This window comes from Pseudonocardia sp. (assembly GCF_025965585.1).
In the GTDB taxonomy this organism is placed as follows: domain Bacteria; phylum Actinomycetota; class Actinomycetes; order Mycobacteriales; family Pseudonocardiaceae; genus Pseudonocardia.
Genome location: NZ_JAOPWR010000041.1, coordinates 1 through 2,915 on the forward strand (window position 1 = coordinate 1; position 2,915 = coordinate 2,915).

Consider the following 2,915-nt stretch of genomic DNA (forward strand, 5'->3'; position numbering starts at 1 on the left):
GGCACGAGCGATTTCGTCGTCGCCCGCAGGCCGGCCCACGACCACCACCTCCGCGCCGCGGTCCGTCAACCGGCGTTCCGCAGCCTGCGGCGCAGCGAGTGGGCCCGCGAGTTCCACGACAGCAAAACCGCCGCCGGAAACAACCACCACGCCGCGCTGGAAGCCCTGAGCAACCGCCGGCTGAGGATCCTCTGGCACTGCCTGACCAAGGGCGTGCCCTACGACGAAACCGTGCACGTCGCCGACCGCAACCGGGCCCTCGGACACGCCGCCTGACTCCGAGGTCGACAGAGGGTGTCTCATCGCACGGCCTCGCTGACGCTCGGTCGGCGCTGCGCGGGGCGCTGTGTCGATGATTCGCTCGCAAGCTCGCTCATCGGGCCACGTCCACGGCGGTGCCGGTCTCGATGCTGCGGATGGCCGCCAGCGCGATCGACAAGGCCGTGCGGGCGTCCTCGCCTGCGACGACGGGCGCGGTGCCGGCGCGGACGGCATCGGTGAACGCGGTCAGCTCGCCCAGGTAGGCGGCGTGCAGGAGGTCGGTGTCACGCCGCGAGGTGTCGGCGTGGATGCCCCCGGCGTCGTAGAGGGTCATGTCGGTGGTGCGTGCCGTGCCGGCTGTGACCATGCCGGCCGAGCCGAAGACCTCGGCGCGCACGTCGTAGCCGTAGAGGGCGGAGAAGCTGGCGTCGGCGGTGGCGATGGCGCCGTTGTCGAAGCTGATGGTGACGACCGCCGTGTCGAGAAACCCGCTCGCCTTCGCGTCGCGGGCGACGAGAGCGTCGGCGAACGCGTGGACACGCACCGGGGTGGCGCCGGGGTTGAGCCAGCAGAGCGTGTCGAAGTCGTGGATCAGCGTCTCGAGGAAGATCGTCCACTGCGGGATGCGGGCGGGGTCGGCGGTCAACGGGCCCGGGTCGCGGGTCACCGAGCGGAGCAGCTGCGGGGTGCCGATCCGCTGGTCGTCGATCGCGGAGCGGGCGGCGGCGAAGGCGGGCGCGAATCGGCGGTTGAACCCCACCTGCAGGACGACGCCGGCCTCGGCGGCCGCGGCGATGGCGCGATCGGCGTCGGCGAGCGTGACGGCCATCGGCTTCTCGACGAAGACGTGCTTGCCGGCGGCGGCCGCGGCCAGAACGAGGTCGGTGTGGCTGCGGGCGGGCGCGGTGATCAGCACGGCGTCGACGTCGGGACGGGCGAGCACCTCGTCGACGGCGGAGGGCTCGGCCCCGAGGCGGGACGCGAGGCGCTGCGCGGCGTCGGCCACCGGGTCGCTCACCGCGACGAGCGCGGCGCCGGGGATCTGGCGGGCCACGATCGCGGCGTGGTTGGCCCCGATGCGGCCGGCGCCGATCAGGGCGATGGCCAGGGTGTCCGAGCCGCGGTGCTCGCGGCGCCGCGGACGGGCGGCGGTGACGGTCATGGCGGGTCTCCTAGTCGACTAGTACGTTCTAGTCAGAGAATCTAGAACGTACTAGCGGCCGCGGTCAACGCGGCCGTTAGGGTCACGCGGGAGGAGAGGAGGGCGAATGGCCGGTCCGACGATGGCCGACGTCGCGCGCGCCGCCGGGATCTCCACGGCGCTGGTGTCGATCGTCATGCGCGGGGTGCCGGGCGCCAGCGAGGCCACTCGCTCCCGGGTGCTGCGACTCGCCGACGAGATGGGCTACGTCCCCGACCAGCGCGCCCGCAAGCTGCGCCAGTCCAGCTCCCGGCTCATCGGCGTCACGTTCGAGCTGCAGCAGCCCTTCCACGGCGACCTCGTCGAGCAGCTCTACGCGGCGGCGTCCGAGCGCGGGTACGAGATCAGCCTCAGCGCGGTGGCCCCCAGCCGCGCCGACGACGCGGCGGTCACCACCCTGCTCCGCGAGCGATGCGAGGCCGCGATCCTGCTGGGGAGCAGGCTCGACGACGCCGCGCTCACCACGCTCGCCGGCCGCGTCCCCACGCTGGTGGTCGCACGGCGGACGGCGGCGGCGGGCGTCGGCGTGGTCCGGGGCGACGACGTCGCCGGCATTGCCCTGGCCGTCGACCACCTCGTGGAACTCGGGCACCGCCGCATCGCCCACGTCGACGGGGCCGACGCCCCGGGCAGCGCCGACCGTCGCGACGGCTTCGCGGCCGCGATGGCCCGGCACGGGCTCACCGGCGAGGTCCGTACCGGCGGCCTGACCGAGGAGGCGGGGGCCCGCGCGATGGGTGAGCTCCTCGACGACGCCGGGCCGCCCAGCGCCGTCGTCGCGTTCAACGACCGCTGCGCGACGGGCGTGCTCGACACCCTCGTCCACCACGGCCGTCGCGTTCCGCGGGACGTCTCGGTGGTCGGCTATGACGACTCGCGGCTCGCCCGCGCACCGCACGTGCAGATGACGACCGTGTCGCAGGACGCCCCTCGCCTGGCCCGCGCCGCCGTCGACGCCGCGCTCCGGCTCACCGCCGGCGACGAGCCCGGCGAGACGGTCCTGGCGCCGACCCTGGTCCAGCGCTCCACGACCGGGCCGGGCGTCTAGAGACCCACGAGGGGTCCGCGGTGGCGGCGCTCGCCGGCGGCCATGACGGTGGACGTGGTCGCCACCGGCCACCGGCCACCGGCCTCCGGAGCCACGGCCCTGCTCGTCCGGCCGGTCGGCTACGCGGCCCGGGCGACGGCGTCGGCCAGGCCGTATCCCGGAGAACTCGCGGCTCTCCGGGCCGCGGGCAGCGCTGGTTCGGTGTCCGGGCCACAGGTAGGGCCGCGTGATCATCTCGCTCGCGTGGCCCGAGGACGGCTCCGTGAAGTAGACGCCCCCCGCACGCTCGTGGTCGCACCGCGCCACCGCGCCACGCTCAGCCAGCGGGCACGCACGTTCGAGCGGCGGTTCGTCGGCCCGCAATCCGAGGGCACCGCGCCCACCGCGGCGCTACGGTCCGACCTG

General features: G+C 74.6%; 2 protein-coding genes and 1 pseudogene. 2 read left to right on the forward strand and 1 reads right to left on the reverse strand.

Annotation, left to right across the window (positions count from 1 at the left end; translation table 11 throughout):
- Positions 1-276, forward strand: a pseudogene (locus tag JWR81_RS02000) (hypothetical protein); the annotation flags it as partial.
- A 97-nt stretch (positions 277-373) separates the two neighbouring features.
- Here JWR81_RS02000 and JWR81_RS02005 read toward each other — a convergent pair.
- Positions 374-1,423, reverse strand: coding sequence for a Gfo/Idh/MocA family oxidoreductase (locus JWR81_RS02005; protein WP_297645932.1), 1,050 nt, complete (start codon positions 1,421-1,423; stop codon positions 374-376).
- Between the two features lie 106 nt (positions 1,424-1,529).
- Here JWR81_RS02005 and JWR81_RS02010 point away from each other — a divergent pair, with 106 nt between their 5' ends.
- Positions 1,530-2,510: a LacI family DNA-binding transcriptional regulator gene (locus JWR81_RS02010; protein WP_297645934.1), complete on the forward strand. Its 981-nt coding sequence runs from the start codon at positions 1,530-1,532 to the stop codon at positions 2,508-2,510.
- Positions 2,511-2,915 lie beyond the last annotated feature (405 nt).

What these genes read in the sequence shown, in the direction of transcription:
- JWR81_RS02005 (WP_297645932.1), bottom strand. Translation starts at nt 1,423, where the DNA reads ATGACCGTCACCGCCGCCCGTCCGCGGCGCCGCGAGCACCGCGGCTCG.
- JWR81_RS02010 (WP_297645934.1), top strand. Translation starts at nt 1,530, where the DNA reads ATGGCCGGTCCGACGATGGCCGACGTCGCGCGCGCCGCCGGGATCTCC.